Below are 26,046 nucleotides of genomic sequence, written 5' to 3' on the forward strand. Positions count from 1 at the left end.
CTTTTTTCTCAAACGCCCCAGACGATGGGCTGCTCTGCGGCCTGCGCGCGGCGCAGCATCTCTGCCATCGGCCACAGGCGCTGGCGCAAGCCGATGCCCTCGGCCGGCTTCAGCGTGCGGCCTTCGGCGGCCGCTTCGCGCTCGGCCTCGGCCCGCGCGGCTTCGTCTTCGGCGATCGCGCGCTCGATGCCGCTGATCGCCGCGGCCATCGCCGCCGGCTCGATGATGCCCTTGGGCTCCGGCTCGCGGCCGATGGCGCGCAGCATCGCGTCGCCATTCGGGCCCAGCATGATCAGGTCGCCCGCGGCCTTGCTCTTGAACTTGTAGATCATGGTCGGTACATGTAGGCGCGCTGGAACGGGAAGCTCGATTGTGCCCCCCGCATCGGCCCGTCCCCGGCCGCGCCGGTGGGCCGCGAGGCCAGCACCTGGTGCAGTGAGATCCAGCCCTGCTCGAAGCTCATCGCGCAGCCGGCCAGGTACAGGCGGTAGGCGCGCACCACCTTCTCGGCGGTGATCTCGCGCGCGCGGCCGAGCTGAGACTCCAGCCCGTCGGACCAGGCCCAGAGCGTGCGCGCGTAGTGCGGCCGCAGGTTCTCGACATCCAGCGCCTCGAGCCGGGCTTCGGACAGGTCGCGCAACACGTGCGACAGGTGCAGCAGTTCGCCGCCGGGGAAGATGTAGCGCTCGATGAAATCGCCGATGCCCGCGCCCAGCTGCGCATTGCGCGTGCCGCCGGCGGTGATGCCATGGTTCATCAGCAGGCCGCCGGGCTTGAGCAGCCGGTACAGCTTGCCGAAGTAGGTCGGCAGCATCGCCGCGCCCACATGCTCGAACATGCCGATCGAGGCGATCTTGTCCCAGGGCTGGTCTTCCGGCAGCGCGCGGTAGTCCAGCAGTTCCATCGTCACGCGGCCGGAGAGCCCGCGCTCCTGGATCAGTCGGTTCACGTGGGCATGCTGGTTCTTCGACAACGTGATGCCGGTGCCGCGCACGCCATAGTGCTCGGCCGCCCACAGCAGCAGCCCGCCCCAGCCGGCGCCGATGTCCAGGAAGCGCTCGCCCTCGCGCAGCATCAGCTTGCGGCAGATGTGGTCGAGCTTGGACTCCTGGGCGCGCGCCAGCGTCATCGACGGCTCGCTGTAGTAGGCGCAGGAATAGACGCGCCGCGGGTCCAGCCACAGCGCGTAGAAGTCGTCCGACACGTCGTAGTGGAACTGCACCTGCCGTGCATCGGTCTCGGCGCTGTGCTTGGCCAGCGACTTGCCGCGCCGCATCAGCCCGCGCCACCAGGCCCAGGGTCCGGCCTCGGTGCCGCGGGTGGGGTCGTCCCCCATCAGGCCGGTGGCGCTGGCCATCAGGTCGCGCATGCTGCCGTCGATCTCGACCCGGCCTTCGACATAGTCTTCGGCCAGCTTGCCGACCTGGCCGGCGGCCACGTGGGCCAGCGAGCGCATGTCGTTGAGCTGCACGATGAGCCGTGCGGACTCGGGCCCGATGCGCCGGCCGCCGGGGAGGATCAGCGCGGCGGGGGTGTCGAGGGCGGTGAACTTGTCGCGGACGATGGCTTCTAGGGGCTGCATGGGACGCGCGAGGAGGATCCGCGGTCCATTCTGGGCAGATTCGCCATGCGCTGCAAGGCGCCACGGCCGGCCCGCGGCGGGCGCGGCCTGAGGACGCTCAACGTCCGACCAGGCTCAGCTGCGGCCGGGCGCCGCCGCGCGGGCGGCCGCGCACGCGCTCGTCGAAGCTCAGCGCGTCCAGCGCCGGGGCGTACAGGAAGCCCTGGAACTGGTCGCAGCCGGCTTCGAGCAGGAACGCGCGCTGCGGCTCGGTCTCGACGCCTTCGGCGATGACCTTCATGCCCAGCGCGGTGGACATCTGGATGATCGCGCGCACGATGCCGGCGTCGCTGTCGTCCTGCGGCACACCTTCGATGAAGCTGCGGTCGATCTTCAGCCGCTCGATCGGGAAGCGCTTCAGGTAGGCCAGGCTCGAGTAGCCGGTGCCGAAGTCGTCGATCGCCAGGCGCACGCCCAGCTGCGACAGCTGCGACAGGCGCTGCAGCGCCTCGTCGGCGTCGTGCACCAGGATCGATTCGGTCAGCTCGAGTTCGAGCAGCGAGCCGGGCAGTTCGTTGTCGCGCAGCACCGCGGCGACGCGGTCGATGAAGTCGGCCTGCTGGAACTGCAGCGCCGAGACGTTCACCGACACCGGCATCAACAAGCCCTCGGCGCGCCAGCGTGCGGCCTGGCGCACCGCCTGCGCGAGCACCCAGTCGCCGACGGCGACGATGAAACCGGAGTCCTCGGCCACGGGGATGAATTCGGCCGGCGAGACTTCACCGAGCTCGGGGTCGCGCCAGCGGATCAGGGCCTCGGCACCGACCACCGCGCCGCTGGCCAGGTCCAGCTGCGGCTGGTACTTCAGCCGAAAGCGGTTGGAGGCCAGCGCCTGGCGCATGGCATGGTCCAGGCGCATGCGCTGGCGCAGGTCGGCATCGTGGTGCGGCTGGTGGAAGCGAAAGCCCGCGCGGCCGCCCTGCTTGGCGCGCTGCATCGCGGTCTCGGCATGGCGCACCAGTTGGTCGGCATCGTCGCCATCCACCGGGAACAGCGCCACGCCCACCGAACAGGTCATCGTGAACTGCAGGCCATCCACCGCGCAGGGGCGCGAGATGGCTTCGAGCACGCGCCGCGCGGCGGCCTCGGCGCCGCGGCTGTCGACATGCTGCACCAGCAGCGCGAACTGGTCGCCGCCGATGCGCGCCACCTGGTCACCCTGGCGCAGGCAGGTCTTCAGCCGCTCGGCGGTGTCCAGCAGCACGCGGTCGCCGATCTCATGGCCCAGGCTGTCGTTGATCTGCTTGAAGCGGTCCAGGTCCAGGATCAGCAACGCCAGCGTGCCGTTACTGCGCCGCGCCTGGTGGATCGAATCGGCCAGCGCCTCGCCGATCTGGCGGCGGTTGAACAGGCCGGTGAGCCCATCGGTCACCGTCAGCGCGGCGATGCGCTGGCTGGCCTGCTCGAGCTCGGTCTGGTCGCGGAAGGCCCAGACGCGGCCGGTCGGCCGGCCCTGCCAATTCTGCGGCTGCGTCACGCGGTCGATCACCTGGCCCGACAGCAGCGTGAGCCGCTCGTTGGCCTGCATCAGCGTGGCGTCCTGGATCGCGGCCAGGCGGCGCTGGTAGGCCTCGGGGTCGACGACGCTGCGGCGCATCCAGTCGTACACCGCCTCGTCGTTGCGCTGGGTCAGCAGCGCCTCGGGGATGCCCCAGATCTGCGCGAAGCGGCGGTTGAAGGCGGTGATGCGACCGGCCAGGTCGGTGACCAGGATGCCGTCGGCGGTGGATTCGAGCGTGGCCTGGAGCTCGGCGAGCAGGGCCTCGCGTTCGTCCTGCTGGCGCTGCTGCTCGGTGCGGTCCTGCAGCGTCACGAGGAAATGGCTGGGCGCCGCGCCGGCTTCGGCCAGCGGCTGGATGCGGCGCTGCACGCGCACCAGGCGCCCGCTGGCGCTGACCAGCGTGGTCTCGGAGTCCAGCCAGGCATGGCCGGCCACGGGGCCCTGGGCCAGCTGGTCCCAGAACGCCTGGTCTTCCGGCGTCGCGATCAGCCGCGGCGCGGCCATGTCGCACAGCTGTTCGGCCGGCCGGCCGAGCAGGTCGCAGGCGGCGTCGTTGACGGCGCAGACCCGCAGGCCGTGCGCATCCACCAGCCAGGCGGCATCGGCCATCGCGGCGAGCAGCTGCGACCAGGCGGCAAGCCTGGGGGCGGTGGAAGGATCGGGGAAGGTCACGCGGCCAGTTCCTCGTGCGCGGCGAAGGCCGGCATCACGGCGGGCTCGAAAAAGTACACCACCCGCTGCCGCGGCGACAGGTAGTTCTGCACGGCCACCGGCAGTTGCGATGGTTTCAGGCTGCGGCGGATGCCGAGATCGGCGGTTTCTTCCAGGTTCAGCAGCAGCGCTTCCTCCACCGGCACACTGGGCTCGCACACCAGCACGCGCGGCTTCAGCGGCCGCGAGGAATTGACGCTGATCACCGTGGCATAGCGGTCGTCGGTGAGCTGCACCATCGAGCCCGGCGGGTACACGCCCATCATGCGGATGAAGGCATTGAGCATCGTCGTGTCGAACTTGCTCTTGGCCTGCGCGAAGATCAGCGACAGCGCCTCATGCGGCGTGAGTGCATGCGAAGGCACCGCCGGGTTGCACAGGTTGTCGTAGCGGTTGACCAGCGCGACGATGCGCGCCAGCGCCGACATGCGCTCGGTGTTCAGCCGGTTCGGGAAGCCCGAGCCGTCGGCCATCTCGTGGTGCTGGGCCAGCACGGCCAGCGCCGCTGGGCTCAGGTTCATGCGCTGGCCGTGGGCGATGCCATGCGCCACGTGCTCGCGGTACTGGGTGTTCTCGGCGGCGCTGAACTGGCCATCGGGCAGGCGCAGGCGTTCGGGGATGTCGAGCTTGCCCACGTCATGCAGCAGCGCGCCGACACCCATGTCCAGCATCTCGGTCTCGCTGAAGCCGAACACGCGGCCCATCAGCAGCGAGATCACCGCCACGTTCAGCGCATGCGCGCAGTTGCGGTCGCCCGGGCTGTCGGCCAGCACGCGGATGCACAGCTCGCCGTCGATCATCATCTTGTCGAGCAGCGAGCGGGTCAGCCATTCGGTCGATTCGCGGCCGGCCAGCGGCAGGGTCTGCACCTGCTCGATCGCGGCCTTCCAGGCCTGGCCGGCCTCGGCATATTGCTGGGCGCACACCCGCTCGGCCTCGCGCTGCGCGGCCAGCGCGGCGCGGTGGCGTTCGGCGGCGGCCTCGGCCGCCGCCGCGGCGCCCGGGGCTTCGGCCGGCGTGCCGTCGGCCGGCGTGGCCTCGTTCTCGTCCGCGCCCGGCAGGGTCTGCCACTGGCCCGAAGGCGTCTCGGCCAGGCGGCTCTTGTCCGGGCTCCAGCGCACGCGCTTCAGGCCCAGTCCGCGGATGGTCGCGATCTGGTCCGGCGACGACAGCAGAAAGCTCGACAGCGCGAACGGATGCGCCCACCATCCCAGGTCGAGGTGAACGAACATGCCTACGCGCAGGTTGTCGATGTCAATGGTCGATGCCGCCATGGTCCTGTCCCTATTGCAGTCCTGAGGATTGCCTGTGGAGAACTTCGGCAGCCCGCCACCCGAACTTGACCCTCGGCCTGTTTCAACGCCAAGAAATGGGCAGCTTGGGCCTACAATGTTCGCAATCGGAACGCATGTTCGATATACGAACTTTCCGTCCACCTCTCCGCACAACCGTGATCAATAAATTCCGGTCTTCCGCGGCCAGTGCCCTGGCCGATGTGCCCGATGGCGCCACGGTGATGATCGGCGGCTTCGGCAGCGCCGGGCAGCCGCACGAGCTGATCGACGCGCTGATCGCGCAGGGCGCGCGCGGGCTCACCGTGATCAACAACAACGCCGGCAACGGCGACACCGGCCTGGCCGCGCTGCTGGCCGCGGGCCGCGTGCGCAAGATCGTCTGCTCGTTCCCGCGCCAGGCCGACAGCCACCATTTCGACGCGCTGTACCGCGCCGGCAAGATCGAGCTCGAACTGGTGCCGCAGGGCAACCTGGCCGAGCGCATCCGCGCCGCCGGTGCCGGCATCGGCGCCTTCTTCACGCCCACCGGCTATGGCACGGCGCTGGCCGAAGGCAAGGAGACGCGCATGCTCCAGGGCCGCGGCCAGGTGCTGGAGCACGCGCTGCATGCCGACTACGCGCTGATCCAGGCCGAGCGCGGCGACCGCTGGGGCAACCTGGTCTACAACAAGACCGCGCGCAACTTCGGGCCGATCATGGCGGCAGCCGCGCGCATCACGGTGGCCACGGTGTTCGAGCAGGTCGAACTCGGCGCGCTCGATCCCGAAGCGGTGGTCACGCCGGGGCTGTACGTGCAGCGCCTGGTGCAGATCCCGCGCCGGGCCGCCACAGCGCCGCAGGAGGCCGCATGACGACAGCTGCCCGCCGCTGGAGCCGCGCCGATATGGCGCAGCGCATCGCGCGCGACATCCCCGACGGCGCGGTGGTCAACCTCGGCATCGGCCTGCCCACGCTGGTGGCCAGCCACCTGCCGCCCGAGCGCGAGGTGCTGCTGCACAGCGAGAACGGCGTGCTGGGCTTCGGCCCGCCGCCGCCGGCCGGTGCGGAAGACTGGGACCTGATCAATGCCGGCAAGCAGGCGGTCACCTTGCGGCCCGGCGGCTGCTACTTCCACCATGCCGACAGCTTCGCGATGATGCGCGGCGGCCACCTCGACATCTGCGTGCTCGGCGCGTTCCAGGTGGCGCTGAACGGCGACCTGGCGAACTGGCACACCGGCGCGCCCGATGCGATTCCGGCCGTCGGCGGCGCGATGGACCTGGCCATCGGCGCCCAGGCCACCTGGGTCGTGATGGAACACCACACGCGGCAGGGCGAGAGCAAACTGGTGCCGCGCTGCAGCTACCCGCTGACCGGCCTGGCCTGCGTCAAGCGCGTCTACACCGACCTGGCGATCATCGAGCTCGCGGCCGGCGTGGCCCGTGTGCGCGAGATCGTCGAAGGCCTGGCTTTCGACGACCTGCAGGCCCTCACCGCCGTCCCGCTGCAGCCGCCCGCCGCGGCCTGAATCCGATCCACCGAGGAGACCCGAGTCCATGAGCACCCCCCAAGCCTTCATCTGCGACGCCGTGCGCACCCCCATCGGCCGCTACGGCGGCAGCCTGTCCTCGGTGCGCACCGACGACCTCGGCGCCATCCCGCTGGCCGCGCTGATGGCGCGCAACCAGGCCGTCGACTGGGAAGCGGTGACCGATGTGCTCTTCGGCTGCGCCAACCAGGCCGGCGAGGACAACCGCAACGTCGCGCGCATGGCCGCGCTGCTGGCCGGCCTGCCGGCGGGCGTGCCGGGCGCGACGATCAACCGCCTGTGCGGCTCGGGCCTGGACGCGCTGGGCACGGCCGCGCGCGCCATCAAGAGCGGCGAAGCGCAGCTGATGATCGCCGGCGGCGTCGAGAGCATGAGCCGCGCGCCCTTCGTGATGCCGAAGGCCGAGAGCGCGTTCTCGCGCAGCAACGCGGTCTACGACACCACCATCGGCTGGCGCTTCGTCAACAAGCTGATGAAGGAGCGCTACGGCGTCGACTCGATGCCCGAGACGGCCGAGAACGTGGCGGTGGAGTTCGGCATCGAGCGCGCGGCCCAGGACCGCATGGCGCTGGCCTCGCAGCTGAAGGCCGTGGCCGCGCAGAAGGCCGGCTTCTTCGATGCCGAGATCGTGCCGGTGACGATCCCGCAGAAGAAGGGCGAGGCGATAGTCGTCACGAAGGACGAGCATCCGCGCGAGACTTCGCTGGAAGCGCTGGCCAAGCTCAAGGGCGTGGTCAGGCCCGACGGCAGCGTGACCGCGGGCAATGCCTCCGGCGTCAACGACGGCGCCTGCGCGCTGCTGCTGGCCAGCGAGGCCGCCGCGGCGAAGCACGGGCTGACCCCGCGCGCCCGGGTGGTCGGCATGGCGACCGCCGGCGTGCCGCCGCGCATCATGGGCATCGGCCCGGCGCCGGCGACGCAGAAGGTGCTGGCCCTCACCGGCCTGAGCCTGGCGCAGATGGACGTGATCGAGCTCAACGAAGCCTTCGCCGCGCAGGGCCTCGCGGTGCTGCGCCAACTGGGCCTGGCCGACGACGATGCGCGCGTCAACCCCAACGGCGGCGCCATTGCGCTGGGCCATCCGCTGGGTGCCAGCGGTGCCCGCCTGGCCACCACCGCGGTGAACCAGCTGCAGCGCAGCGGCGGCCGTTACGCGCTGTGCACGATGTGCATCGGCGTCGGCCAGGGCATCGCGGTGATCCTCGAGCGGGCTTGACGACGGCTCGACCGACCCGTCAAACGATGGGCGATGACGCCCGACGGGAGTCGACGAACTCCGTCACCGCCGCGGCGAGCCCCCCTGCGGCCACCGGCGCGCCGCCGCGCCATTCGGATCGGCGTCAGCGGATCGCTGGGCAGTGAATCCCGGGGCAACCGGTGGCCGCCAACGGCCTGCCTCAAGGACGAAAAACAGCATCCGTTGAGCACGCTCAATCCAAGGCGTCCCGGACCCCCGCGCCCCGGGGGGAGCGCGCTGTTGACCCCCTCGGACCCGTAAATATCATTAATTGCGAATTCTCCACTAACGCACAGCAGCAGTCGATTCCCGGCTTGCCGCAGGCGCGGTGGCAACGGGTGCTGGGTCGTCTTGACGTTGGGGTTCAACATGAAGCAAATGAAACTGGGGTTCATTCCGGCGTGCTCGCTCGCCATCTTCGGAAATGGCAGTGCGATCGCGGCGCCGGCTCTGCAATGGTCGACCGTGGTCAACAATGCCACGCTCGCGCCGGATGCAAACGACCTGCGCTTCTTCAGCTACAACCAGCCGTCGGTGAATGACAGCGGGCTCGTCGTTTTTCGGGGGCGCGCACGTGCCCCGACCGGTAACGGCGGCGGCGAACCGCTGCGCGGCGTGTTCACCCGCGACATGTCCGTCGCGGATGCAGCCGTATCCACCATCGCCAGCAACATGTCGTCGGCCAGCACGGTCCCGCCGCCGAACAACCTGGCCGCCACATTCACCGAGTTCCCTGCCTTCCCACGCATCGACGCAAGGTCGAACACGGTGGCCTTCCGGGGTCAGTCGAACCCAGTCTTCGAGTACGAGACCAGCCCGGGCGTCACGACACGGGCTGGCACATCGGGTATCTACACGAACCCTCAGGGAACCCTCGTCACCGGTGCCAGCCTGCTGGGCAATGTCGCCAATCCGGACCTCAGCCATTTCCAGGTGCCGGGCACGGTGGCCGCCACCCGCTTCGACCAATTTCCCGGCGCCCCTTCCGTCACTGGCAGCACCGTTGTCTTCAAGGGGAACTGGACCGACGGCTCTGCTATCGGCCAGACGGGCATCTATTACCGGGACACCATCGCCAATGGCGGTCTATCCCCGGTGCAGAAGATCGCGGCGAGCGGCGACCAGTTCGACAGCAATGGCCATGGCGCCATGGCCACCTTCGGCTCGACAGCGCCGCCCAGCGCTTCCGATGGCCGGGTGGTGTTCACGGGCCTGGACAACGAAGCGGCCCCGACCGCGGGCGGCATCTTCGTCACATCGTTGTCAGACTCCTTGCACCAACTCAAGGGCCTGGTTCGCATTGGTGTTTCGGCCGTGGGCAACGGCATCACGGAGACATTCAAGACCATCGGCGAAGCCCTGTCGTTCGATGGCAGCAAGGTCGGATTCTGGGGATCCTGGGGGAGCCAGACGAAGGCCGTCACCGTCACCTGCCCGACCGACGGGAATGCCTCTCTGATCGCATCCTGCAAGAGCCAGGACACCAGCGGCGTGGCAGGTGATGGCATCTACACCTTCGAGGTGCCCTTGCATCAAGGCATCTTCGTCGTCGACGTGGACACCGGTGCCATCACGATGAAGGCCCAGACAGACGCGCAGTTCGACGATTTCCTGTTCTGGACCTTTTCGGGCGCCCCGGAAGATGCGGGGGACCCGACAGCGGACCAGGAAGCGCCGCGCTGGCGGTCATCGGCATTCGTGGCGCTGGACGATGATCGCGCGGTGTTCAAGGGGCTGACGACCGCCGGTGCAACCGGCTTGTATGGCAACTTCAGCGACGAGATCTTCACGATTCTCGAAACCGGCATGGATGGCGCGCTGGTTGACCCCGCGGCCGCTGGCATGCAGATCACCTCGCTGGGCATTGAGCGCGATGGATTCCGCAACGGCTGGCTGGCCATCAATGCCGGCATGGCGAATGCCGATGAAAGCTGGTCCGGCGTGTACGTGACGAGGATTCCCGAACCCGGAACCGTTGGCCTCGTCGCCGCGGCCGTGGCTGCCCTGGGTTGGTCGCGGCGGCGGCGCAAAGGCTGAGGCGGCATCCCGGCCGGCTTGCCTGGCATTCGCCCCCGCATGGCCTGCGGGGCGCCGAAGCGGGTCGAGCCAGTCCCGCGACGGACGGGAACGCTGGTCGACGTCAGCCGCTGACTTCAGCGCACCGCCTGCGCCCGCCACGCGCTGGGCGTGTGGCCGGTCTCGCGCTGGAAGAAGCGGGTGAAGTAGCCGGCATCGCCGAACCCCAAGCCCAGGGCGATCTGCTTGACGCTGAGCGTGGTGTAGGCCAGGTCGCGCTGCGCTTCCAGCACCAGCCGGCCATGCAGCACGCCCAGCGCCGAATGGCCCAGCACCTGGTGGCACACGCGGTTCAGCTGCGTCGGCGTGATGCCCAGCGGCGCGGCCAGCGCGGCCAGCGTCGGCTGCTCGCGGAAGCGCTGCTCCACCAGTTCGCGGAAGCGCCGCACATGCGCCAGCGCGCGCTCGCCGGCCGCGGCCGGCTGCTCGGCGCTGTCTTCCGGCAGATGCCGGCCCAAGGCCACCACCAGGCTCAGCAGCGCGGCGTCCAACGCCACGTCACGCCAGGGCGCGGTGCCGAAGAATTCGGCGCGCAGCTGCATCACCGCCTGCGCCAGCGCGCGCGCCGGTGCCGCGCCGCGCGGCCAAGCGAGCGTCTGCGCCCGCATCACGCGCGTGGCCAGCGTGCCGGCACCCGAGAGCAGCTGCACCAGGTGCCGTTCGAGCACGGTGATCACGCTGCCGTCGATGTCCGGCGCGAAGCGGAAGCCGTGCGGCGCCAGCGCCGGCACCGTCAGCACGCAGGGGCCGCGCAGCGCGGTCTGCGCGCCGTCGAGCAGGACCTCGGCCTGGCCGCCGTGGATGTGCAGAATTTGAAAGAGCGACTCGTGCCGATGCGGGCGGATCTCCCAGTCGTGACGCTGGCTGCGCTCGCGGATGGTCTCACAGTGCAGCCAGTCGGTGGCCTGAGTGCGGCCGGCCTCGCCGTAGAGCGCGTAGGCGGGCAGGCTGGGGGTCGCGGCAAGGGCTCGGCTCATGTTCGAATTGTCCAAGTGGTCGCGCTTTCTGTCCATTGAGCCGGCGCCGCCGCGGGCCTAACCTTGACGGCTCGACAAACTGCCGCTGGAGACAAGCGCATGAGCCGGAAGACCCAAGTCGCGATCATCGGTGCCGGCCCCTCGGGCCTGCTGCTGGGGCAGCTGCTGGCCAGGAACGGCATCGACAACATCGTGCTCGAGCAGCGCAGCGCCGAGTACGTGCTGGGCCGCATCCGTGCCGGCGTGCTGGAGCAGGTGGCGGTGGACATGCTGGAGCAGGCCGGCGTCGCCGAACGCATGCACCGCGAGGGCCTGCCGCACGACGGCATCGAGCTGTGCTTCAACGACCAGCGCCACCGCATCGACCTGCATGGCCTGACTGGCAAGCGCGTGATGGTCTACGGCCAGACCGAGGTCACGCGCGACCTGATGGACGCACGCCGCGCCGCCGCGCTGCCCACGGTGTACGAGGCCGAGAACGTGCGCATCGAGGGTTTCGACACGGCCCGGCCCCGCGTTCACTACGAGCATGGCGGCCGCCGCGAGACCATCGAATGCGACTTCATCGCCGGCTGCGACGGCTTCCACGGCGTGTGCCGCGCCAGCGTGCCGGCCGGCGCGATCACGCAGCACGAGAAGGTCTACCCCTTCGGCTGGCTGGGCCTGCTGTCGGACACGCCGCCGGTGAACCCCGAGCTGATCTACGTGAATCACGAGCGCGGCTTCGCGCTGTGCAGCCAGCGCAGCCTGACCCGCAGCCGCTACTACCTGCAGTGCTCGCTGGACGACAAGGTCGAGAACTGGTCGGACGAGGCCTTCTGGCAGGAACTGCGGCGCCGGCTGCCCGCGGCCACTGCGGCCGAGCTGGTCACCGGCCCGTCGCTGGAGAAGAGCATCGCGCCGCTGCGCAGTTTCGTCGCCGAGCCGCTGCGCTTCGGCTCGCTGTTCCTGGCCGGGGATGCGGCGCACATCGTGCCGCCCACCGGGGCCAAGGGCCTGAACCTCGCGGCCAGCGACGTGGGCTACCTGTGGCAGGCGCTGACCGACCACTACCGCGGCGACGCCAAGGGCCTGGACCACTACTCGCAGCGCGCGCTGGCCCGCATCTGGAAGGCCGAGCGCTTCTCGTGGTCGATGACCATGCTGATGCACAAGTTCCCCGAGAACGGCAGCTTCGGCGCCCGCATGCAGCAGGCCGAGCTGGAGTACCTGTTCAGCTCGCAGGCGGCGATGACCGCGCTGGCCGAGAACTACGTCGGCCTGCCGATGGCCTGATCCGCCATTGGCCCGGGGCAGATACCGAGGGCCGCCGCTGGGGCGGCCCTCCACAATGCGTCTCCCGATTCTACGCTGGAGACTAGTCCGATGCCCCCGATCCTGAAGCTCACGCTGGCCGCCATCGCAGCGACCACCACGCTGGCCACCCAGGCCCAGCAGGCGCCCTTGAAGGTCGGCCTGATGCTGCCCTACACCGGCACCTTCGCCGCACTAGGCGACAACATCGAGAAGGGCTTCCGGCTCTACATCAACGAGCAGGGCGGCAAGCTCGCGGGCCGCGAGATCCAGTTCTTCAAGGTCGACGACGAGTCCGAGCCGTCCAAGGCCACCGACAACGTCAACAAGCTGATCAAGCGCGACAACGTCGACGTGATCGTCGGCACCGTGCACTCCGGCGTCGCGCTGGCGATGGCGCGCGCAGCCAAGGAAAGCAACACGCTGCTGATCGTCCCCAATGCCGGCGCCGACGGCATCACCGGCCCGCAATGCGCGCCGAACATCTTCCGCAGCTCGTTCTCGAACTGGCAGCCGGGCTACGCCACCGGCGTGGTGGCGGCGCAGAAGGGCTACAAGAAGGCGATGACCATCACCTGGAACTACGCCGCCGGCACCGAGACGGTGAAGGGCTTCACCGAAGCCTTCGAGAAGGCCGGTGGCAAGGTGGTGAAGGACCTGACCCTGCCGTTCCCCAACGTCGAGTTCCAGGCGCTGCTGACCGAGATCGCCGCGCAGAAGCCCGACGTGGTGTTCGCCTTCTTCGCCGGCGGCGGCGCGGTGAAGTTCGTCAAGGACTACGACGCCGCGGGCCTGAAGAAGACCGTGCCGCTGATGGGCTCGGGCTTCCTGACCGATGGCACGCTCGAAGCGCAGGGCGCCTCGGCGCAGGGCCTGATCACCACGCTGCACTACGCCGACAACATCGAGACCCCGCGCAACAACGACTTCCGCAACAAGTTCGCGGTGGCCTACCGCAGCAACCCCGACGTCTATGCGGTGCAGGGCTACGACGCCGCACAGCTGCTGGCCGCCGGCCTGAACGCCGTGAAGGGCGACATGGCCAAGCGCCCCGCGATGCTGGCCGCGATGAACAAGGCCACGATCGACAGCCCGCGCGGCCGGTTCACGCTCTCGCCGCAGCGCAACCCGGTGCAGGACTTCTACATCCGCGAGGTCAAGGGCCTCTACAACGTCAACAGCGGCATCGCGGTGAAGGCACTGGCCGACCCCGGGCGCGGCTGCAAGGGCTGAACGGCGGCCGCAACAGCGCGCTACGCGCCGGGCCCGGCCGGTTGACGGGCCCGCTGCCGCCCCTGGCCCAGCAGGCGAAGCCCGTTGGCCACCACCAGCAGGCTCGCGCCCATGTCGGCGAAGACGGCCATCCACATCGTCGCGTGGCCGAAGACGGCCAGGACCAGGAACACCAGCTTGATGCCCAGGGCCAGCGCGATGTTCTGCCACAGCACCGCATGGGTCTTGTGCGAGAGCCGCACCGTTTCGGCAATGCGCCGCAGGTCGTCGCTCATCACCACGACGTCGGCCGCTTCCATCGCGGTGTCGGTGCCCGCCGCGCCCATCGCCACGCCGATGTCGGCCTGGGCCAGTGCGGGCGCGTCGTTGATGCCGTCGCCGGTCATCGCGGTGGGGCCGAATTCGCGCTGCAATGCCTTCACCGCGTCGAGCTTGTCCTCGGGCAGCAGGTTGCCGTGGGCCCGCACGATGCCGGCCTCGTGCTGCTGCAGGCGCGCTTCCAGCGTCGGCGAGCACTGGCCGCGCTCCTCGATCAGGCGGTGGTTGCCTAACGCGTAAAGAACGTCGCCAACGCGGGCCTGCACGCCGCGGCCTGGCAGAGCGGTGGAATCCCGGGCCTCCACATGGTTCGCCTTCAGCCCCGCCGCAATGGCGCGCGAGACCGGATGATCGGAGTGGCTGGCCAGCACCACGGCGATGTGTTCGGCGGTGGCGGCCCCGGTGGCCGGATCGACCATGTCCCACGCCACCAAGCGCGGCTTGCCCTCGGTGAGGGTGCCGGTCTTGTCCAGCGCGATGGCCTTGAGCTTGCGCGCCTGCTCGAGGTGGATGCCGCCCTTGATCAGGATGCCGCGCCGCGGCGGCCAGGCCGCTGACGATGGTGACCGGCGTCGAGATCACCAGCGCGCAGGGGCAGGCGATGACCAGCAGCACCAGGGCCTTGTACAGGCCCACCAGCCAGCGCCAGCCCAGCAGCCACGGCCCGAGCAAGGCCACCGCCAGCGCGATCACGAAGACGGCCGGCGTGTAGACCGCGGCGAAGCGATCGACGAAGCCCTGGGTCGGCGCGCGGGTGGCCCGGGGCCTGCTCGACGGCGTGGATGATGCGCGCCAGCGTCGAGTCCGAAGCCGGCGCCGGCGCCTCGAACTCGAAGGTGCCCGATGCGTTGATGGTGCCGGCGAACACCGGGTCACCGGGACCCTTGTCGACCGGCAGGCTCTCGCCGGTGACCGGTGCCTGCTTCAGGCTGCTGCGGCCCGCGCGCACGCTGCCGTCCAGCGGCACGCGCTCCCCGGGCTTGACGCGCAGCCATGCGCCCACCGCCACCGCGGCGACTGGCCTCGAGCGCCGGGGCGATCGAGGGCTCGTCGGCATCCAGCGTCAACAGCCGCTGACCCAGCTGGAATCGCAGCCCGCGCACCCCCAGCCGGGGTCGGCCTGCGGGTCCGGCGGCGCGGCCTCGGCGGGGCCCGGCGCAGCAGGCGTCGTGATCGTGGTGGTGATGGTGTTCGTGGGCCAGCGCAGGGTCGTGGCCGGCATGGACGTGTTTCATCGCGCAGAGTCAAAGGGCACTGGACCCGATTGCAGACCCTGTAGCGGACGTAGAGTCAGGCGCCCTTTCACGTGCACGGACATCGGAGCTGCGCCCTTGAAGATCGGAGCCCTGGCCGAAGTCACCGGAACGCCCATCGAGACCATCCGCTTCTACGAGCGCGAAGGCCTGCTGCCCCCGCCGGCCTGCGCCGCGAACAACTACCGCCTGTACCTGCCGGTGCATGTCGAGCGGCTGGCCTTCATCCGGCAATGCCGCAACCTGGCCATGGCGCTCGACGAGATCCGCGCGCTGCGCAGCGCCCCACGCGCTGGCCGAGTGCGACATCCTCCATGACCTGGACAGCGCCGCGGCAACGCCGTCGCAGCCGCGGCGGCGGCATGTCCATGGTACGCACTGAGCACTGGCGCAGCAGCCCCCGGCCGTTCGCCGCCCGACGCAGCGGCCACGCTTCATCGCCCGTTTCCGCCGGCCCGCCGGCCTGCCGCTGCAGCCCGTCGCAGCGCGCTGGCGCGCCAGGCCTTCAGCGCCGCACAGTCCGCACCAGCTTCTCGACCGAAGGCGAGGCGACGATGAAAACGCTGATCCTGTTCTTCACCTGGTGCATCCTGTTCGTGCTGTGCTGGCCGCTGGCCTTGCTGGCGCTGCTGCTGGCGCCGTTCGTCTGGCTGCTGTCGCTGCCCTTCGCGCTGCTGGGCATCGGCTTCGGCGCGATCTTCGCGCTGATCGCGGCGATCCTGTTCCTGCCGGCGCGGCTGCTGGGGCACCGGCCCTCGGCCTGAGGCCCGTTCACTGCAGCGCCGCGTTCTCGCGCAAGCGCTGCACCGCCAGGTCGATGAACTCGCGGTGCACCACATGCACCGGCAGCGGCGGCGGCTCGTGCGCGGCCAGCAGCACCTGCAGGCGGCCGCTGCGCAGGTGCTCTTCCACCTGGTACGACAGCAGCCGCGTCAGGCCGAAGCCCAGCACCGCCGCGCGCACGGCCGCGTCGGTGCTGGTGGTGCTCAGGCGCGGCTGCACGCGCACGGCGCGCAGCTGCCCGTCCTGCAGCAGGCGCCACTCGGACATCGGCGTCACGCTGTTGGCCACGATGGTGCTGTGCCCGGCCAGGTCGGCCGGCGCCTGCGGCGTGCCGCGCGCGGCCAGGTAGTCCGGCGAGGCCACGATCACCCGCCGCACCTGGCCCACGCGCAGCGCCTGCATCGACGAATCCGGCAGCTCGCCGATGCGCACCGCCACGTCGACGCCCTCGTCCATCATGTTCACCACGCGGTCGAGGAACCAGCAGTCCGCGCTGACCTCGGGATAGCGCCCCAGGTACTCGGCCACGATGGGCGTCACGTGCAGGCTGCCGAACAGCGCCGGCGCGGTGATCGTCAGCTTGCCGCGCGGCTGGCCGTGCAGGCCGCTGACCGATTCATCGGCCTCGGCCAGTTCGGCCAGGATGCGACGACCGTCCTCGGCATAGCGCTGTCCGGCCTCGGTCACGCGCACCACGCGCGTGGTGCGGGTCAGCAGCCGCACGCCGAGCAGCGATTCGAGGTCGTTGATGGCGCGCGTCACCGCCGGCGGCGAGATCGACAGCCGCCGCGCAGCCCCGGCAAAGCCGCCGGCATCGCAGACCGCGACAAACACCTTGAGCAGGTGGAAACGATCCATTATTCCGCTCACTTGAAGAGTGACTTCAGCGGCAGTGTGATTCTATTTTCGACCCGAAGCAATCACAGTTCATCCCATCGCACCGCGACACCCGCAACACGCGCTGCGAGACCCCTCCGAACCACCCACCCCTGCTGAAGGAAACCACCATGTCCCGCCTCGCCATCCCCACCGTCGAACAAGCCCCGCAAGCCGCCCAGCCGCTGCTGGCCGCCGTGCAGCGCCAGCTCGGCGTGGTGCCCAACCTGATGAAGCTGGTGAGCCACACCCCGGCCGGGCTGGAGGGCTACCTCTCGCTGAACGGCGCGCTGGCCAAGGGCCGCCTGAACGCCGGCCTGCGCGAACGCATCGCGCTGCTGGTGGCCGAGTACAACGGCTGCGACTACTGCCTGTCGGTGCACAGCTACCTGGGCAAGAACCTCGTGAAGCTGGCCGATGCCGAGATCGATGCCGCGCGCGACGCCCATTCGGCCGACCCGCGCACCGACGCCGCGCTGCGCTTCGCCCGCCGCGTGACCGAGCTGCGCGGCCGCGTCAGCGATGCCGACCTGCAGGCCGTGCGCGCCGCCGGCTTCGACGAGGCCGAGGTGCTGGAGATCGTGCTGAACGTGTCGGTGAACGTGCTGACGAACTACGTCAACAACGTGGCCCACACCGACATCGACTTCCCGGCGGTGCACGCGCGCTGAGCGCCACCGCGGCCGGGGCGGCCGGCGGCGAATCACGCCGATAATGCGCCGCCCCAGCCATCGGCCGCGCCGCCCTGCCCGTGGACCTTGCCACCTTCGCCGTCCAGTGCCTCAACGCCGTCCAGTACGGCCTGCTGCTGTTCCTGGTGGCCTCGGGGCTGACGCTGATCTTCGGGATCATGGGCGTCATCAACCTGGCCCACGGCAGCTTCTACATGATCGGTGCCTACCTGGCCTTCAGCCTGGCACCGCTGTTCGGCCAGAACTTCGTGCTGATGCTCGTGTGCGGCACGCTGCTGGCGGCGCTGTTCGGCTATGCGCTGGAATGGGCCTTCTTCAGCTACCTGTACCAGCGCGAACACCTGCAGCAGGTGCTGATGACCTGGGCGCTGATCCTGGTGTTCGAGGAAGCGCGCTCGCTGCTGCTGGGCAACGACGTGCATGGCGTGAAGCCGCCCGACTGGCTCTCCGGCTCCATCGCGCTCGGCAGCCTGATGACCTACCCGGTGTACCGGCTGTTCGCCTCGGCCGCCTGCATCCTGATCGGCGCGGCGCTGTACCTCGTGGTCAACCGCACCCGGCTTGGCATGATGATCCGCGCCGGCGCCAGCAACCGCGACATGGTGCGCGGCCTGGGCGTGCCGATCACGCGGCTGTACCGCATCGTGTTTGCCGGCGGCGTGGCGCTGGCGGCGCTGGCCGGCATGATCGCCGCGCCGATGTCCAGCGTGTACCCCGGCATGGGCGGGCATGTGCTGATCATCAGCTTCGTCATCGTCGTGATCGGCGGCATCGGCTCGATCACCGGCGCGCTGATCGCGGCGCTCCTGGTCGGCTTCGTCGACACCTTCGGCAAGGTGTTCTTCGCCGAGCTCTCGGGCATCGGCGTGTACTTGCTGATGGCCATCGTGCTGGTCTGGCGGCCCGAGGGCCTGATGAAGCGGGGCTGGTGATGGGCACGACCGCATGGCGATGGGGGCCGCCCACATTCGGCGTTATCGTTCTGGCGCTGCTGCCGCTTCTGCTGAGCCCCTACCTGCAAGACCTGCTGCTGCGCGTCGTCACGCTGGCGGTGTTCGCGCTGAGCCTCGAGCTGCTGGTGGGCACCACCGGGCTGGTAAGCCTGGGCCATGCGGCGTTCTATGGCATCGGCGCCTATGCCACGGTGATGCTCTCGCCCACCGATGCAGCCGGCTCGCTGCCGGGGCTGATGGCCGCGGCGCTGGGCTGCGCGGCGCTGTACGCCCTGTTCGTCGGCGCCTTGAGCCTGCGCACCAAGGGCGTGTACTTCATCATGGTGACCCTGGCCTTCGCGCAGATGGCCTACTTCGTGTTCCACGACACCAAGCTCGGCGGCGGCACCGACGGGCTGTACCTGAACGTGCGGCCGGTGCTGGCCGTGGGCGGCCACGCGCTGGTCGACACCGACGACAAGCGCCAGATGCTGTGGCTGGCCGGCGCGCTGCTGGTGGGCACCTGGGCGCTGCTGGCGCTGATCCGGCGCTCGCGCTTCGGCCATGCGCTGGCCGGCATCCGCGTCAACGAGCAGCGCATGCGCGCGGCCGGTTTCCCGACCACGCTGTACAAGCTGGCGGCCTTCGTGATCGCCGGCGCGCTGGCCGGGCTGGCCGGCTTCCTGGTGGCGGCCAAGGACGGTTACGTGAACCCCGAGATGCTGTCGTGGCACGAGTCGGGCGCGGTGCTGCTGGTCATCATCCTCGGCGGCCTGGGCCGGCTGGGCGGCGCGGTGCTGGGCGCGGTGACGTTCGTGCTGCTGAAGGAACTGCTGTCCACCGCCGCACTGGTGGGCCCGCTGGCCGACCATTGGCAGCTGACGCTGGGCGTGACCATCATCGCCTTCGTCGCGCTGCTGCCCAAGGGGCTGATCGCGCTGGCGACGGCGCGGAGGCCCCGGTCGTGACCGCGCTGCTGCAATGCGCCGGCCTGACGCGCCGCTTCGGCGGGCTCACCGCGGTGGACGCGGTGACGCTGGACTTCGCGCTCGGCGAAGTGCATGCGGTGATCGGCACCAACGGCGCAGGCAAGTCGACCTTGATCAACATGCTCTCGGGCGAGATACCGGCCTCCGCCGGCACGATCACGCTGGATGGCCAGGACATCACCGCCTGGCCGCAGCCGAAGCGCGCACGGGCCGGCCTCGGCCGCAGCTACCAGCGCACCACGATCTTCGGCGAGTTCAGCGTGTTCGAGAACACGCGGCTGTGCGCGCAGGCCGCGTTCGCCAGGCCCTTCGCGCTGTGGCAATCCGCCGCGGCCTGTGCCGACAGCGGCGCGGCCGCGCGCGAAGCGCTGGCCGCCGCGGGCCTGGCCGAACAGGCCGCCACGCCGGCCGGCGCCTTGAGCCACGGCGCCAAGCGCCAGCTCGAGATCGCGATGTGCCTGGCCACGCGGCCGCGCGTGCTGCTGCTGGACGAGCCGCTGGCCGGCATGGGCGCCGAGGAGACCGAGCGCATGCTCGCGCTGCTGCAGGCGCTGAAAGCCGGCCATGCCATCGCGCTGGTCGAGCACGACATGGACGCGGTGTTCCGCATCGCCGACCGCATCACCGTGATGGTCAACGGCCAGGTCATCGCCAGCGACGCCCCCGACGCGATCCGCGCCAACCGCGAGGTGCAGGTCGCCTACCTCGGCGAGCATTGAGACGGACATGCTGCGCGTCGAAGCCCTGCACACCTACCTCGGCGACAGCCACATCCTGCGCGGCGTGGACTTCGCGCTGCCGGCCGGCTCGGCGCTGGGCCTGCTGGGCCGCAACGGCATGGGCAAGACCACGCTGATCCGCACGATCATGGGCTACCTGCCGCCGCGCCAGGGCCGCGTGTTCTGGCACGGCGCCGACGTGACCGGCCAGCCACCCGAGCGCATGGCGCGGCGCGGCATCGGCTACGTGCCCGAAGGCCGCGGCATCTTCCCGAACCTGAGCGTGCGCGAGAACCTGGTGATGGCCGCGCGCCCCGGCGCTGACGGCCAAAGCACCTGGACGCTCGAGCGCGTGCTGGCCACCTTTCCGCGCCTGGCCGAGCGCCTGCACCATGGCGGGCAGCAGCTCTCGGGCGGCGAGCAGCAGATGCTGGCCATCGGCCGCGCGCTGATGACGCATCCGCAGCTGCTGATCCTGGACGAGGCCACCGAGGGCCTGGCGCCGCTGATCGTCGCCGAGATCTGGCGCGTGATCGCGCTGATCCGGTCCTCGGGCATCAGCACGCTGGTGGTCGACCGCAACGTCAAGGCGGTGCTGGCGCACACCGACCGCGCGCTGGTGATGGAGAAGGGCCGCATCGTGCTGAGCGGCGATTCGGTCACGCTGGCCGCCGATGCGTCGGCGATGGCGCAGTACCTCGGCGTGTGAGTCTCGGCACCTCGGGCAGCGCGCCTCCTACTCGAGCCGTCGCTTCTCGCGGCAGGCCTCGATCAGCCACTGCAGGCGACGCTCGCGCGTGGCCGCCTGCTTCGCGCTGGTGATGCGCCAGATCATCTGCTGCCGGTAGCCCGGCGGCTGCTGTTCGAAGAAGGCCCAGGCGGCCCTGTGCTTCTTGAATGCCGCCTGCTGCGCCGGCTCCAGCTCGGCGGCCTGGCGCTGCTCGTAGGAATAGATGCGCGACTTCGTCTCCTGCCGCAGCGCAAAGGCCGCCAGCCCCGCCGCCTGCACTCGGCCAACCGCGATCAGCACCTGCATGCGCTCGATGTTGATCGCGCTCCAGGTCGAGCCCGGCTTGCGCGGCGTGAAGCGGATCTGGTAGCGCTCTTCGTCGATGCGCTTGCGCACGCCGTCGATCCAGCCGACACACAAGGCCTCATCCACCGACTCGGGCCAGGTCATGCTCGGCGCGCCGGTGTGCCGCTTGTGGAAGCCGACCAGCAGCTCGGTGCGGCTGGCGCCATGCTGCAGCAGCCAGGCGCGGAATTCGGCCGGGCTGGCGAAGAAGTAGGGTGCGGGCAGCTCGTGCTTCGGCATCGGACCAGTATCGTTCAATGCGAGCGGCCACGGGCCAGCCGCCAGACCATCCCTGCCAGCGCCAGCACGCCGCCCAGCAGCACCGCCCACAGCAGCCGTGGCCGCCACGCGGCCCAGGCTTCGTCGCGGGCGGCGCGGGCCGCGGCCTCGGGCTGTTCGCTGAACTCGCCGAGGCTGGCGCGGCCGAAGCGTGCGCGCTCGGCCTTCAGCTGCGGCACCAGGGTGTCGATCGGCAAGGGGCCCGGCACGCTGCCGGCCGTGAAGGGCGCACCCACCTGCAGCGTGTAGGGCGCCACGCCCTGCGCGGCGAACACCAGGCTTGCCAGTTGCGCGCGCACGATCACCGGCACGCGCGCCGGATCGAGCAGCGGGCTGCGCTCGTCCAGCAGCAGGCGCAGCTGGCGCGCATGCACGCCCAGCGGCAGCGGCGGCGAAACGCTGGCCCCCTCCGGGCGCTCGATGCGGTACAGCACGCCCTGCGTGACGTCACGCCACGGTGCGTCGCGCCGCAGGCGCAGCTGCACGCGCAACGGCACCAGCTGCGTGCTGCCGTCGGCAAAGCCCAGGCGCAGGTCGCGCAGCGGCAGCACGGCGCCAAGGTCGATCTCCAGCGTCGGCGTGCCGCCCTCGGAGCCGCTGGCCGCGGCGGTGGGGCGCAGCTCGGTCGGCGGATCCTGCAGCACGGTGTCGCGCTGCTCGGTCAGCGCTTCGGCGGCGTCCAGTGTCGGCGCCTGCGCCGGGTCGCTCCACAGCAGCCGCACGAAGCGACTGCGCTCGCCCTCCAGCGGCACCAGCGGCTGTGTCAGCGCGCCCTCGCGGCCCGGCAGCGCCATCAACTGCCCGCCGCCGCCGCGATGCCAGCGCCGCAGGTCGTCGCTGAATTCCAGCCGGTAGCCGACGCTGAATTCCGCCGGCGCCGACCAATGCAGGCGCAGCTGCCGTGGCGCCGGCTGCTCGGCTTCGCGTTCGCCGAGGTCGACGATCCAGCCCGCGCCGGGCCGACGGCCATCCACCGCCACCACGCCGCGCTGGCGCAGGCTGATGCGGTCAGCCTGCACCTGCAGCTCGATCGAGGGCGGCAGGCCGCTGCCCACCGGACCCGGCGGCAGTGCGTAGAGCGCCACCGGGCGGGCCTGCTGGCGCTGCTCGATGCTGTCCTCGCGCGGCGCCAGCAGCGCGAAGGGCACGCGCTGGCCGTTGGCATCGACCAGCCGCAGGTCGGCCAGGCCCGGCTGCTGGCTGTGCGCGTACACCGCGGTGGGCAGCGGCAGCTGCACGAAGGCGGCCGGCTGGGTGACCTTGAGCGGCGCCGCATAGCGCAGCGGGGGTGCCTCGGCGGCATGGACCGGTGGTGCCAGCAGGGAGGTGCCCACCAGGCAGATGGACACCAGCGGCACCCAGACCGCCAGCTTCCACCAGGCCGCCACTCTCCAGCTCATGGGACGCTCACTTGGCATGCTGTTCCTCGACTGCCGCTGCAGGCAGCGGCGCGACATAGCCGATCACCAGCATCAGCACACCGACGCCGATGAACGAGACGATGCGCGCCACCGTGCCGCTGCCCGACAGGTCCACCAGCAGCAGCTTCAGCACCACCACGCCCAGCAGCACCGCGCCGGTGAGCCACAGCGCGCGCGCCGCGCGGCGGGCCGAGAGCCACATCAGCGCCAGCGCCGTGGTACTCCACAGCAGGGTCAGGCCGGTCTGCACCGCCAGCGAATCGAACCAGGCCGCGGGATGGTAGGGCACGCCCCCGTGATGGTGGAAGCTGCGCAGCAGCATGCCGTTGAGCCACAGGAAGCCCAAGCCCCCGGCCAGCACCGGCCCGAGACCCGGGTGCCGGTCGCGCAGCGCCGTGGCACCCGGGCTCAGCCACCAGCGCCAGATGGCGAACAGCGCGAGCGCCAGGCCCAGGTCCAGCGGGTTCACCAGCGGCACGTAGGGCAACGGCTGGGCCGCACCGTTGGACACGATGTTGGCCAGGAACACCCACCACAGCCCGGCCAGCGACAGCACCGCGGCCGCGTCGCGCTGGTAGGCCTGCGGCTGCAGGCGCAGCGGCCAGGCCCTGGCGGCCGAAGTGAGCGGCAGCCACAGCAGCAGCAGCGCCGGCAGCACCAGCCAGCCCAGCCACGGCCAGGCACTGAAGTCGTCGCCCCAGTCGGCCGTGGTGGCGCGACCGAGCAGCGCGCCCAGCAGCCCCAGCAGGATGGCGCCCAGCGCATGCACCAGGCGCTGGCCGCCCGCCGGCCAGCGCGGCGCGGCCGCCCGCAGCACGCCGGCCTGCACCGCCAGCGCCAGTGGCCAGGCCCACCAGCCGCCGTGGTGCAGCGGGTGGCGCTGCAGCAGCGCGCTGGCCAGCGCGGCCACCAGCATCAGCGGCATGTGGCCTTGCACCGGCCGCGTGACCTGCGGCCACTGCAGGCGATGGCCGAGCAGCCCATACAGGGCCGCAATGCCGCTCAGGACGCCCACCCAGGCGGCCAGCGAGTCGCGCAGGCTCAGCAGCGCCTCGATCTGCAGCAGCGCGCCGCTCAGCAGCCACAGGGTGGCCCAGCCGATCAGCAGCGGGCTGGCCACGCGCTCACCTTCGCCCAGCGCGCCGGCATGGCGGTGCAGGGCATGCGCAGCCAACAGCGAGCCGGTGGCCGCCAGCAGGGCATTGAAGAAGGTGGCGTTCCACAGCGTGGTGATGGGCGCGGCATGGGCATGCCCGGTGACCATCGCCGCACCGGCCAGGAACAGCAGCAGGTAGCCGAACACCCGCGGCAGCCAGCGCGACTGGCGCAGGCCCAGCCACACCAGCCCCGCGCCTTCGAGCGACCAGGCGCCGGCGGTGCTGCGCGCGTCCAGCGCGAACGGAATCACCAGCGTCAGGAAGATCGTCGCAATGGCCAGGCTGGCCTCGAACACCAGCGCCAGCCGCCGGCGGCCGCGCAGCAGCAGCGCCAGGCCGACGTAGAACGCGGCAAAGGCCAGCGAGGACAGCGCGGCGCCGTACTCGGTGCCGCGCACCAGGCCGTACTGCAGCGCGAAGCTGATGGTCGGCAGGCCAAACAGCAGGCTGCCGTTGAGCCAGCGCGCCCGGGCTTCGGTGACGTCGTCGGCCACCCGCCGCGCCGGCAGCAGCAGCACCGCGATGAACAGCAGGAAATAGGCGGCGAGGAAGCCTTCGCTCATCGCGAACCGGTCGGGCTCGTACTTCAGCACGCCCCAGGCGGTGGCGACGAGGAAGGTGCAGGCGAAGCCGATCACGTTCAGCACCCGCCAGGTGCGGAACCAGGCGATGGCCGCGATGCCGAGGTCCAGCACCAGGTAGTAGCTGAACAGCGCCACCGGATTGCCCTGGCCGGTGGACACCAGCAGCGGCGTCGCGAAGCCGCCGAGGGCCCCCACCGCGGCCAGTGCGGGTGCTTCCTGCAGCACCGCCAGCGCCGCCGCCAGGCCGGCCACCGCCACCATCAGCGCAAAGGCCGGCAGGCCCTGCAGCACGCCGTAGAAGCGGAACGCGGCGAACAAGGTCAGGTACAGCACCGCGACCGCGCCGCCCTGCAGCACCTGCGCGTACTCGGGGCGCCTGCCGCGCAGCCGCCAGCCCAGGCCCAGCAGCACGAGGGCCGCCAGCGCCACGCCGGCCAGGCGCAGCTCGATCGGCAGTTGCACATGCTCGCTGGCGTACTTGGCCAGGAAGGCCAGGCCGATGAACAGGATGCCGACGCCGGCCTTGACGATGGTGTTGCCGCCGAACAGCCAGCGACGCAGCGGCGCGAGCGGGTCGTCGGCCGGCGGGGCAGGCGACTGCGCCGGCGCGACATCGGGCGCCGACGCGGCCAGCGTCGCTGCTGCGGGCACCGGCTCGGGCACCAGCGGCTCGACCACCGGCCGTTCGGGCACGGGCGGCTCGGCCGCCGGCGGCGCCGCCACCGATGGCACGAGGACCGCGGGCGCGGCGTCCCGCAGCTTGCGCAGCTCGGCCAGCTGCCGCCCCTGGCGCAGCGAGCGCACCACCAGCCAGCCCAGCAGCGCGCCGAACAGCACGTTGGCCTCATGACCCCAGGCGCCGCCGAGGAAGGCTCCCAGCAGCACCGCGACGATCGTCCACATGCCGCATCCCTCGCGTCGATAGAACTGGGCGGCGACTCTAGCAGCGGGTCTGCGGCGCCGTGACCGTCATGCCGGCCGGTAGCGTGGCGCGATGCCGCCGGCCCTGCCGCACGCTACCGCCGGGTGCGGCGGCGCGCGGCGGCCTTCGGCGTTGCCGGGGATGGCGCCGGCGCCAGCAGCATCGACAGGTAGGCCTCCAGCAGGTCGTCGCGCCGCGCGCCGGCAGCGTCGCTGTGGCCTTCGGTCGCACGCAGCACCACCAGGCCGACATAGCTGGCGTAGCCCAGCGTCGCGCGCTGCGCGGCCAAGGCCTCGCCGAGGCCGGCCTGGCGCAGCACCTGCGCCAGGAAGCCGACCCGCGCGGCCGTCACGCGTTCGACCACCGGGCCGACCAGCGGGTCCTGCGTCGCGCACCACAGCGCGTACTGCAGCCGGACCATCGGCGACGGCGGCGCACGCCCGTCGCTGACCGAGCGGCTGACGATGCGCATCAGCTCGATCGCCTGCTGGCGCGTGTCCGGCACCTGCTCGATGAGCCGGATGATGTCCTGCGTGCCCTGCGCCTCCCAGCGCTCCAGCACCGCCTGCAGCAG

Annotated in this window: 24 protein-coding genes and 1 pseudogene; 13 read left to right on the top strand and 12 right to left on the bottom strand. The window is 70.8% G+C overall.

The genetic code is table 11. The annotated features are described in order from the left end of the window. Positions 1–8: 8 nt before the first annotated feature. The 4 genes from ACILR4_RS15345 to ACILR4_RS15360 form a co-directional block, all read right to left on the bottom strand. Positions 9–332, bottom strand: a complete 324-nt coding sequence (locus tag ACILR4_RS15345; protein ID WP_395701721.1) for a DUF1840 domain-containing protein — start codon at positions 330–332, stop codon at positions 9–11. After that, complete coding sequence (locus tag ACILR4_RS15350; RefSeq protein WP_395701722.1) at positions 329–1,582, bottom strand: class I SAM-dependent methyltransferase; 1,254 nt, start codon at positions 1,580–1,582, stop codon at positions 329–331. The genes ACILR4_RS15345 and ACILR4_RS15350 overlap by 4 nt, the downstream gene beginning before the upstream one ends. Positions 1,583–1,679: 97 nt before the next feature. Continuing rightward, on the bottom strand, positions 1,680–3,794 hold the full coding sequence (locus ACILR4_RS15355; protein ID WP_395701723.1) for a putative bifunctional diguanylate cyclase/phosphodiesterase: 2,115 nt from the start codon (positions 3,792–3,794) through the stop codon (positions 1,680–1,682). Beyond that, a complete protein-coding gene (locus tag ACILR4_RS15360; RefSeq protein ID WP_395701724.1) occupies positions 3,791–5,107 on the bottom strand; it encodes an HD-GYP domain-containing protein in 1,317 nt (438 codons plus the stop codon). Before ACILR4_RS15360 ends, ACILR4_RS15355 begins: the two co-directional genes overlap by 4 nt. 176 nt (positions 5,108–5,283) lie before the next feature. Here ACILR4_RS15360 and ACILR4_RS15365 point away from each other — a divergent pair, with 176 nt between their 5' ends. The 4 genes from ACILR4_RS15365 (at position 5,284) to ACILR4_RS15380 (ending at position 9,930) form a co-directional block, all read left to right on the top strand. Then, positions 5,284–5,979, top strand: a complete 696-nt coding sequence (locus tag ACILR4_RS15365; protein ID WP_395701725.1) for a 3-oxoacid CoA-transferase subunit A — start codon at positions 5,284–5,286, stop codon at positions 5,977–5,979. Then, positions 5,976–6,635 (top strand): 3-oxoacid CoA-transferase subunit B, encoded by a 660-nt coding sequence (locus tag ACILR4_RS15370; RefSeq protein WP_395701726.1) that lies wholly within the window; start codon positions 5,976–5,978, stop codon positions 6,633–6,635. Before ACILR4_RS15365 ends, ACILR4_RS15370 begins: the two co-directional genes overlap by 4 nt. 28 nt (positions 6,636–6,663) lie before the next feature. Then, positions 6,664–7,872: a 3-oxoadipyl-CoA thiolase gene (gene pcaF, locus ACILR4_RS15375; RefSeq protein WP_395701727.1), complete on the top strand. Its 1,209-nt coding sequence runs from the start codon at positions 6,664–6,666 to the stop codon at positions 7,870–7,872. A gap of 390 nt (positions 7,873–8,262) precedes the next feature. Next, the gene (locus ACILR4_RS15380) at positions 8,263–9,930 is read left to right on the top strand and encodes a PEP-CTERM sorting domain-containing protein (RefSeq protein ID WP_395701728.1); all 1,668 of its coding nucleotides are present in this window, start codon (positions 8,263–8,265) and stop codon (positions 9,928–9,930) included. A gap of 116 nt (positions 9,931–10,046) precedes the next feature. On the opposite strand, the gene ACILR4_RS15385 is transcribed toward ACILR4_RS15380, so the two are convergent. Then, positions 10,047–10,946 carry a helix-turn-helix domain-containing protein gene (locus ACILR4_RS15385; protein WP_395701729.1) on the bottom strand — a complete coding sequence of 300 codons (900 nt, stop codon included), beginning with the start codon at positions 10,944–10,946 and terminating at the stop codon, positions 10,047–10,049. Positions 10,947–11,045: 99 nt separating this feature from the next. Between ACILR4_RS15385 and pobA the strand changes: the two genes are divergently transcribed. Together pobA and ACILR4_RS15395 are read left to right on the top strand one after the other, a co-directional pair. Continuing rightward, entirely contained in the window at positions 11,046–12,221 is a 1,176-nt protein-coding gene (pobA, locus tag ACILR4_RS15390; RefSeq protein WP_395701730.1) for a 4-hydroxybenzoate 3-monooxygenase, read from the top strand. Between the two features lie 90 nt (positions 12,222–12,311). Then, complete coding sequence (locus ACILR4_RS15395) at positions 12,312–13,472, top strand: ABC transporter substrate-binding protein (RefSeq protein WP_395701731.1); 1,161 nt, start codon at positions 12,312–12,314, stop codon at positions 13,470–13,472. A gap of 20 nt (positions 13,473–13,492) precedes the next feature. On the opposite strand, the pseudogene ACILR4_RS15400 reads toward ACILR4_RS15395, so the two are convergent. Beyond that, a pseudogene (locus ACILR4_RS15400) lies at positions 13,493–14,811 on the bottom strand (heavy metal translocating P-type ATPase); the annotation flags it as partial. Positions 14,812–14,853: 42 nt separating this feature from the next. After that, entirely contained in the window at positions 14,854–15,012 is a 159-nt protein-coding gene (locus tag ACILR4_RS15405; protein WP_395701732.1) for a hypothetical protein, read from the bottom strand. Between the two features lie 109 nt (positions 15,013–15,121). Between ACILR4_RS15405 and ACILR4_RS15410 the strand changes: the two genes are divergently transcribed. Together ACILR4_RS15410 and ACILR4_RS15415 are read left to right on the top strand one after the other, a co-directional pair. Then, entirely contained in the window at positions 15,122–15,361 is a 240-nt protein-coding gene (locus ACILR4_RS15410; RefSeq protein WP_395701733.1) for a MerR family transcriptional regulator, read from the top strand. Between the two features lie 236 nt (positions 15,362–15,597). After that, a complete protein-coding gene (locus ACILR4_RS15415; RefSeq protein ID WP_395701734.1) occupies positions 15,598–15,807 on the top strand; it encodes a hypothetical protein in 210 nt (69 codons plus the stop codon). A gap of 7 nt (positions 15,808–15,814) precedes the next feature. Here ACILR4_RS15415 and ACILR4_RS15420 read toward each other — a convergent pair whose 3' ends face one another. Then, positions 15,815–16,684, bottom strand: a complete 870-nt coding sequence (locus ACILR4_RS15420; RefSeq protein WP_395701735.1) for a LysR substrate-binding domain-containing protein — start codon at positions 16,682–16,684, stop codon at positions 15,815–15,817. Between the two features lie 149 nt (positions 16,685–16,833). Between ACILR4_RS15420 and ACILR4_RS15425 the strand changes: the two genes are divergently transcribed. From ACILR4_RS15425 to ACILR4_RS15445, 5 genes are all read left to right on the top strand, one after another. After that, on the top strand, positions 16,834–17,373 hold the full coding sequence (locus ACILR4_RS15425; protein WP_395701736.1) for a carboxymuconolactone decarboxylase family protein: 540 nt from the start codon (positions 16,834–16,836) through the stop codon (positions 17,371–17,373). Positions 17,374–17,453: 80 nt separating this feature from the next. Continuing rightward, on the top strand, positions 17,454–18,326 hold the full coding sequence (locus tag ACILR4_RS15430) for a branched-chain amino acid ABC transporter permease (protein ID WP_395701737.1): 873 nt from the start codon (positions 17,454–17,456) through the stop codon (positions 18,324–18,326). Continuing rightward, positions 18,326–19,294, top strand: a complete 969-nt coding sequence (locus tag ACILR4_RS15435; protein ID WP_395701738.1) for a branched-chain amino acid ABC transporter permease — start codon at positions 18,326–18,328, stop codon at positions 19,292–19,294. The genes ACILR4_RS15430 and ACILR4_RS15435 overlap by 1 nt, the downstream gene beginning before the upstream one ends. After that, the gene (locus tag ACILR4_RS15440) at positions 19,291–20,034 is read left to right on the top strand and encodes an ABC transporter ATP-binding protein (RefSeq protein ID WP_395701739.1); all 744 of its coding nucleotides are present in this window, start codon (positions 19,291–19,293) and stop codon (positions 20,032–20,034) included. The genes ACILR4_RS15435 and ACILR4_RS15440 overlap by 4 nt, the downstream gene beginning before the upstream one ends. A 7-nt stretch (positions 20,035–20,041) precedes the next feature. Beyond that, positions 20,042–20,743, top strand: a complete 702-nt coding sequence (locus tag ACILR4_RS15445; protein ID WP_395701740.1) for an ABC transporter ATP-binding protein — start codon at positions 20,042–20,044, stop codon at positions 20,741–20,743. A 27-nt stretch (positions 20,744–20,770) separates the two neighbouring features. On the opposite strand, the gene ACILR4_RS15450 is transcribed toward ACILR4_RS15445, so the two are convergent. From ACILR4_RS15450 to ACILR4_RS15465, 4 genes are all read right to left on the bottom strand, one after another. After that, positions 20,771–21,349: a YdeI family protein gene (locus ACILR4_RS15450; RefSeq protein WP_395701741.1), complete on the bottom strand. Its 579-nt coding sequence runs from the start codon at positions 21,347–21,349 to the stop codon at positions 20,771–20,773. A gap of 14 nt (positions 21,350–21,363) precedes the next feature. After that, positions 21,364–22,788: a DUF3999 family protein gene (locus tag ACILR4_RS15455; protein ID WP_395701742.1), complete on the bottom strand. Its 1,425-nt coding sequence runs from the start codon at positions 22,786–22,788 to the stop codon at positions 21,364–21,366. A gap of 7 nt (positions 22,789–22,795) precedes the next feature. After that, positions 22,796–25,453, bottom strand: coding sequence for a DUF2339 domain-containing protein (locus tag ACILR4_RS15460; RefSeq protein WP_395701743.1), 2,658 nt, complete (start codon positions 25,451–25,453; stop codon positions 22,796–22,798). A 113-nt stretch (positions 25,454–25,566) separates the two neighbouring features. Beyond that, a partial coding sequence (locus tag ACILR4_RS15465) for a hypothetical protein (RefSeq protein WP_395701744.1) occupies positions 25,567–26,046 on the bottom strand: 480 nt, incomplete at its 5' end.

It is taken from the genome of Aquabacterium sp. (assembly GCF_044226965.1).
Taxonomy (GTDB): Bacteria; Pseudomonadota; Gammaproteobacteria; order Burkholderiales; family Burkholderiaceae_C; genus Pseudaquabacterium.

What these genes read in the sequence shown, in the direction of transcription:
- ACILR4_RS15345 (WP_395701721.1), bottom strand. Translation starts at nt 332, where the DNA reads ATGATCTACAAGTTCAAGAGCAAGGCCGCGGGCGACCTGATCATGCTG.
- ACILR4_RS15350 (WP_395701722.1), bottom strand. Translation starts at nt 1,582, where the DNA reads ATGCAGCCCCTAGAAGCCATCGTCCGCGACAAGTTCACCGCCCTCGAC.
- ACILR4_RS15360 (WP_395701724.1), bottom strand. Translation starts at nt 5,107, where the DNA reads ATGGCGGCATCGACCATTGACATCGACAACCTGCGCGTAGGCATGTTC.
- ACILR4_RS15370 (WP_395701726.1), top strand. Translation starts at nt 5,976, where the DNA reads ATGACGACAGCTGCCCGCCGCTGGAGCCGCGCCGATATGGCGCAGCGC.
- pcaF (WP_395701727.1), top strand. Translation starts at nt 6,664, where the DNA reads ATGAGCACCCCCCAAGCCTTCATCTGCGACGCCGTGCGCACCCCCATC.
- ACILR4_RS15380 (WP_395701728.1), top strand. Translation starts at nt 8,263, where the DNA reads ATGAAGCAAATGAAACTGGGGTTCATTCCGGCGTGCTCGCTCGCCATC.
- ACILR4_RS15385 (WP_395701729.1), bottom strand. Translation starts at nt 10,946, where the DNA reads ATGAGCCGAGCCCTTGCCGCGACCCCCAGCCTGCCCGCCTACGCGCTC.
- pobA (WP_395701730.1), top strand. Translation starts at nt 11,046, where the DNA reads ATGAGCCGGAAGACCCAAGTCGCGATCATCGGTGCCGGCCCCTCGGGC.
- ACILR4_RS15395 (WP_395701731.1), top strand. Translation starts at nt 12,312, where the DNA reads ATGCCCCCGATCCTGAAGCTCACGCTGGCCGCCATCGCAGCGACCACC.
- ACILR4_RS15405 (WP_395701732.1), bottom strand. Translation starts at nt 15,012, where the DNA reads ATGCCGGCCACGACCCTGCGCTGGCCCACGAACACCATCACCACCACG.
- ACILR4_RS15415 (WP_395701734.1), top strand. Translation starts at nt 15,598, where the DNA reads ATGAAAACGCTGATCCTGTTCTTCACCTGGTGCATCCTGTTCGTGCTG.
- ACILR4_RS15420 (WP_395701735.1), bottom strand. Translation starts at nt 16,684, where the DNA reads ATGGATCGTTTCCACCTGCTCAAGGTGTTTGTCGCGGTCTGCGATGCC.
- ACILR4_RS15425 (WP_395701736.1), top strand. Translation starts at nt 16,834, where the DNA reads ATGTCCCGCCTCGCCATCCCCACCGTCGAACAAGCCCCGCAAGCCGCC.
- ACILR4_RS15435 (WP_395701738.1), top strand. Translation starts at nt 18,326, where the DNA reads ATGGGCACGACCGCATGGCGATGGGGGCCGCCCACATTCGGCGTTATC.
- ACILR4_RS15445 (WP_395701740.1), top strand. Translation starts at nt 20,042, where the DNA reads ATGCTGCGCGTCGAAGCCCTGCACACCTACCTCGGCGACAGCCACATC.
- ACILR4_RS15450 (WP_395701741.1), bottom strand. Translation starts at nt 21,349, where the DNA reads ATGCCGAAGCACGAGCTGCCCGCACCCTACTTCTTCGCCAGCCCGGCC.
- ACILR4_RS15455 (WP_395701742.1), bottom strand. Translation starts at nt 22,788, where the DNA reads ATGAGCTGGAGAGTGGCGGCCTGGTGGAAGCTGGCGGTCTGGGTGCCG.
- ACILR4_RS15460 (WP_395701743.1), bottom strand. Translation starts at nt 25,453, where the DNA reads ATGTGGACGATCGTCGCGGTGCTGCTGGGAGCCTTCCTCGGCGGCGCC.